Origin of the sequence: Methylomonas koyamae (assembly GCF_001644025.1) — a bacterium.
GTDB lineage: Bacteria > Pseudomonadota > Gammaproteobacteria > Methylococcales > Methylomonadaceae > Methylomonas > Methylomonas koyamae_A.
The window spans coordinates 1-4,422 of the sequence record NZ_LUUK01000121.1 but is presented as its reverse complement, the minus strand read 5'-3'; the positions used below and the strand labels follow the sequence as shown (position 1 = coordinate 4,422).

Sequence of the window (4,422 nt, the reverse complement as noted above, 5' to 3'; positions counted from 1 at the left end):
TGCGCCGCCCGTTGGTTGGCGCATCCTACGGGCTCATCGTCTATCTCATTCTTGCTCATAAACTTTACGCTACGATGCGGTTGCTTCTCTTGCGCTAATCAAACGAATACCTTTGTTACGCTCCATATAAGGAACGAACAACAATCTTCCTTGAACCGATTCACCCAACAGGATAAAACGGTGTTCTTCGAAGGAATGGTCAGGGCCATAGAAATCCACATACAATGGATCATCAAAAACCGTTTTCGCTTCTTCAAAAGAAACACCATGTTTCGACAAATTTGCTATTGCTTTGTTTTTATCCCAGCCGTATTCCATTGAAAACGACTCCTCAGCTTATAACGAAATACGCCATTTGTATCCCTTCTTTTTGGGCAACATTATCCGCTCCGTTTAAGACGATTTGCTATTTAGAAGGTACGCGGTGCGTACCCTACGAGGCTGTTAGGCGTCACTGGCCTGCTTGAAGCTGAGAATTTGTAGATCTCGATCTCGAAATGCGTGTATGAGGTCTTCCTCGCTCAGCATCCGGCTCGACGTAACGCAAACCTCGTGGACATCATTTGGCTCGAAGATGTCTTCAATGTCAATTCTTCTTCTCTGGGTCAAAGCCTCCTTAAGCCGGTCGGGGTTCTTGAAGAGCCTTCCCGAAATTCTGAGAGAGCTTGCGTTCAGCGCATCTTGCCAAGCTCTCATCTCGTCGGTCGAGGAGGTTGAGCTTGGCCTCCATCGAACCTTCGCAACGTACTCATGCTGAGCGCCGACCGGTGCGACTGGCTGCGGCCTGCTCTGGCTGGCGCCTAGCTCGGACAGACTGCTGAGAATCGCATCCAACTTACGTAGGATGACAGCATCCGCCAAATCCGATGACGCGTTATCGCAGAGCGTTCGCCCGAAGGTGGCTTGATACACTGGATTGTCGGTGGTCGTATCGCTCAGGGTCGCCTCCACAAATTCTCTCAGTCCTCGCGCCAGTTCAACAACCCCACTCATGTCGTTCCGGTAGAAGAGCGTCCGTTGGTCAGTGACGTCAAATGGGAGTCGTGTTCCTGTTTGTGCGAGGATTACTGTCGGCTTTCTGGCGCAGTGACGCACCGCGAGCTCGTACATCACATTCGGATTGAGTTCGGATAGGTTTGCGACTAACAGATCGCACCCAAGAACATGCTTCAGAACCTGCGCATTTATAGAGCCAGATTGCGACATTCGGTGCGCGACAGTCACAACAAAGCCCATTGACTCAAGTACGGGCGCAATGACCGCATCCAGCAGGCCATCCGTTGCTCTTCGAGTTTCAGTTTCCGGCGATCCAATCGGCGTTGCTACGAATGCAGTCCTAGCTTTGGAGTCTGTTGTCATGGGGCCTCGTAGTGATCTGATGGCTGTGACGCCTAACGCCGCAATAAGCGGTGGTTTGATTGCTTTGTTAGGGATGTATTTTTCTAGCGAGCTGTGGATAAGGAGCAATACCTTTAATCATTGAATCTATTTCGTTTTCAATATATGTGTAGAGCGCTCCACCTCTCTCCGCGACAATTGTAGGCGCGTTACCTCTTCCCTTGGCGTGCTTATATAAAGTAATTACAGCACAGCGATCAAAACGGTAAAAGCTAGAGACGGGGGTTTCGTCATGAATCCAAACGCTAAAATCAAGTGTGCTGTTTGCTACGGAGCTAAACAACGCTTTATATTCTGTTATTGCCTGCTTAATTCTCGCCTCCATCGTTATTGCATCCGCAGCGTTAAAGCGCTTAGCAAGATCTTTCATAATTTCAGAATTATCTGGATCTGGTACAATCAGTCGTATTCTGCAGTTTTTCTTTGCCGCTAAAATTCTCAAATCTTCTTCAAATGTAGCCCGCCAAGTATTGGCGTAGCAAACGAAGACATCTAATCTCTCAGATGATTTGATTAATTTAGAAAAATCGGGGCCTCTAACTGGATTTAATGATATGCCAGTTACACCTACGGCTCTCAAATCTTCTGCCAAACCAGTTTTAGCTAAAAGCTCTTCCAAAAATGATCTCTTAGAAAACAATTCCCAAAGCAACGCGATGGATGTTGACGCGATTAGCAAGGCTCCAAAGTTTGAGAGCAATGATTTTAACCAGAGGTATCCAGTCTCAAAGGTTGCCTTCTCACTAGCAAATAAAAGAGCTAAGCCAAATAAAAACACCAGCCCAGATGCGATATACGTTCTTAAATTTGTGATTTCAGTTTGTTGCTTCATTGTTCGATTCCGAGTTTTCCTAACTAGTTATTAGATAGTTCCGTATATCTACCACAAAAGAGGTGCTTCTCTAATAAATTCGTGATCCGCAAGGATTTTTTCTTTCTGTATATCATTCAGACAGATCGTACCAAAATCAACGTTGGAGGTTACCATGTTTGCCGTTCCCGCATCAGTTAGCCAGGCATTTGAGGCACAACTTGATCAGCGAAATGTGCCTGATCAACACCGCCGCCATTTTCGAAAGTGGTTTCGGTTTTATCCGGATTTCTGTAACAAGTACGACACAAACCCGAATCTCAACGTAAGCTTTGCCGCATTTGACGAAAAGCTGCAAAGCTCGGGTGAGCACGATTTAGTGCCCACGCGGATTTAACGGTCAACGGTGGGCAAATTTGCCCACCCTTGTCTGCTAAAGGCACGTTACCGAACGATCAAAAATTTATAGTGCCGTCCGCAATTGGCCGATTCGTGATATTCCTAGCCTTGATTTTCGCTCAAAAGGGACATTCCCGCAGCACTGAAAGACTTGCACGCAAGGCTCTGAGCAATCAACGCAAGACTCCGAGCCTTGCGGGCAACGCTAAAAGCCTTGCGCGCAAGGAAAAAAGCAACTCTCGCAACACTAAAAGACTTGCGCGCAACTCTCCGAGCAATTAACGCAAGGCTCCGAGCCTTGCGGGCAACGCTAAAAGCCTTGCGCGCACGGCACAATGCGACTCTCGCAACACTAAAAGACTTTCACGCAACTCTCCCAGCAATAAAAGTAAGGCTCTGAGCCTTGCGAGCAACGCTAAAAGTCTTGCGTGCAACGCAAATAGTGATTCCCGTAACACTAAAAACCTTGCACGCGACGCTCCGAACAGAAAAACGTATGGCGAATGGTTAAACCGGCATATCGACCATGATTTGCTAAAAGGTCGTCGCGCGGATCGCAATTGTGACGACGGGATTCGGCGTATGGTCTTCGGAGAGCACGCCGGTCGGCAATTTGCCGGGTCGGTGGCATGGGCGCCAAGCGGACGGCTTTGCCAAGTCTTCGAACGGGTTGCGAAGCGCCGGGTTGAATATCCGGACTCGGTCATTCGGGGTTTGTGACCCGCTATGTCGCAGCAACAGGTATCGTTTGGAAAAGGACTATTTCGACGGCGGTTACGGCCGTTTCGGCAAGTACTGTAAACCTTCGACGATACGCTCCGACAAACCGGTGCGGCCGCGGCTTGAAATTTGTTAGTCAAAAGCATAAAGTAAGGAATCCTTACTTTATAGCTCGGAGGTTGCCATGCTTGCCAAAATGACCTCAAAAAACCAACTCACACTCCCCAAAAGCATTACCGCTGCCGTCGGCGCCGAGGAATACTTTGACGTGGAAACCCGCAACGGCCAGATCATCCTGACCCCAGTGCGTATTCAGCGCGGCGATGCGGTGCGCGCAAAATTAGCTGAGTTAAATCTCCAGGAGCAAGATATTAACGATGCGGTGGTTTGGGCAAGACAGGCTGCCGATGCAACATCCACCCACGATAAATGAGCAGCACAACCCATGCGCCGCGTGTGGTCATCGACACCAATCTGGTGCTGTCTGCCTTGGTATTTGCCCAAAGCCGTTTGACACCCTTGCGCCAAGCCTGGAAAAGCCAGCAGATTCTTCCCTTGCTGTCCAAAATCACCGTAGCGGAATTGATCCGAGTACTAAATTATCCCAAATTTAAACTCAGTACCTCTGACCAACAGGAACTGCTGGCCGATTATTTGCCGTATTGCCAAACCATCGTCATCCCTGAACCGCCACCCGTTACACCCGAATGCCGCGATGCGTTTGATCTGCCTTTCCTGCAGCTCGCCATAGCCGGGCAAGCCGAAGCTCTGATAACTGGCGACCAGGACTTATTGACGATTTCCGAGCCCTTTATCTGCCCGATTCTGACGGCGGAACAATTCTTGCCAAGCCTTAACGCATGACGACCAATAACATCGTCGTCAAACTACGGAACCGATGCAACTATTGATCGCCGCACTTGCCGAGCATTTCGAGCCAATGGCATCGACGAATTGCAGGTATAAAGCCGTGCCCAATCGCAAACCCGATGGCTACCGGATGGTCAATCCACGCATCTCAACCCGGTCGCTTCGAATATCGAATTCCCAAAATTCGTTGGGAATCCTTATTATGAGGGTGTCGTAAAAACCCC

6 protein-coding genes are annotated in these 4,422 nt (G+C 49.0%); 3 read left to right on the top strand and 3 right to left on the bottom strand.

The window, feature by feature from the left end; genetic code table 11:
- Positions 1 to 69: 69 nt before the first annotated feature.
- From A1355_RS09160 to A1355_RS09150, 3 genes are all read right to left on the bottom strand, one after another.
- The gene (locus tag A1355_RS09160) at positions 70 to 318 is read right to left on the bottom strand and encodes a BrnT family toxin (RefSeq protein WP_064027241.1); all 249 of its coding nucleotides are present in this window, start codon (positions 316 to 318) and stop codon (positions 70 to 72) included.
- A gap of 126 nt (positions 319 to 444) precedes the next feature.
- Positions 445 to 1,359 carry a hypothetical protein gene (locus A1355_RS09155; RefSeq protein ID WP_064027239.1) on the bottom strand — a complete coding sequence of 305 codons (915 nt, stop codon included), beginning with the start codon at positions 1,357 to 1,359 and terminating at the stop codon, positions 445 to 447.
- A 67-nt stretch (positions 1,360 to 1,426) separates the two neighbouring features.
- The gene (locus A1355_RS09150; protein ID WP_064027237.1) at positions 1,427 to 2,230 is read right to left on the bottom strand and encodes a hypothetical protein; all 804 of its coding nucleotides are present in this window, start codon (positions 2,228 to 2,230) and stop codon (positions 1,427 to 1,429) included.
- A 154-nt stretch (positions 2,231 to 2,384) separates the two neighbouring features.
- On the opposite strand from A1355_RS09150, the gene A1355_RS25160 reads away from it, so the two are divergent.
- The 3 genes from A1355_RS25160 (at position 2,385) to A1355_RS09140 (ending at position 4,192) form a co-directional block, all read left to right on the top strand.
- On the top strand, positions 2,385 to 2,606 hold the full coding sequence (locus A1355_RS25160; protein ID WP_157197821.1) for a hypothetical protein: 222 nt from the start codon (positions 2,385 to 2,387) through the stop codon (positions 2,604 to 2,606).
- Positions 2,607 to 3,512: 906 nt separating this feature from the next.
- Complete coding sequence (locus tag A1355_RS09145; protein ID WP_064027234.1) at positions 3,513 to 3,761, top strand: AbrB/MazE/SpoVT family DNA-binding domain-containing protein; 249 nt, start codon at positions 3,513 to 3,515, stop codon at positions 3,759 to 3,761.
- The gene (locus tag A1355_RS09140) at positions 3,758 to 4,192 is read left to right on the top strand and encodes a putative toxin-antitoxin system toxin component, PIN family (RefSeq protein WP_064027232.1); all 435 of its coding nucleotides are present in this window, start codon (positions 3,758 to 3,760) and stop codon (positions 4,190 to 4,192) included. The genes A1355_RS09145 and A1355_RS09140 overlap by 4 nt, the downstream gene beginning before the upstream one ends.
- Positions 4,193 to 4,422 lie beyond the last annotated feature (230 nt).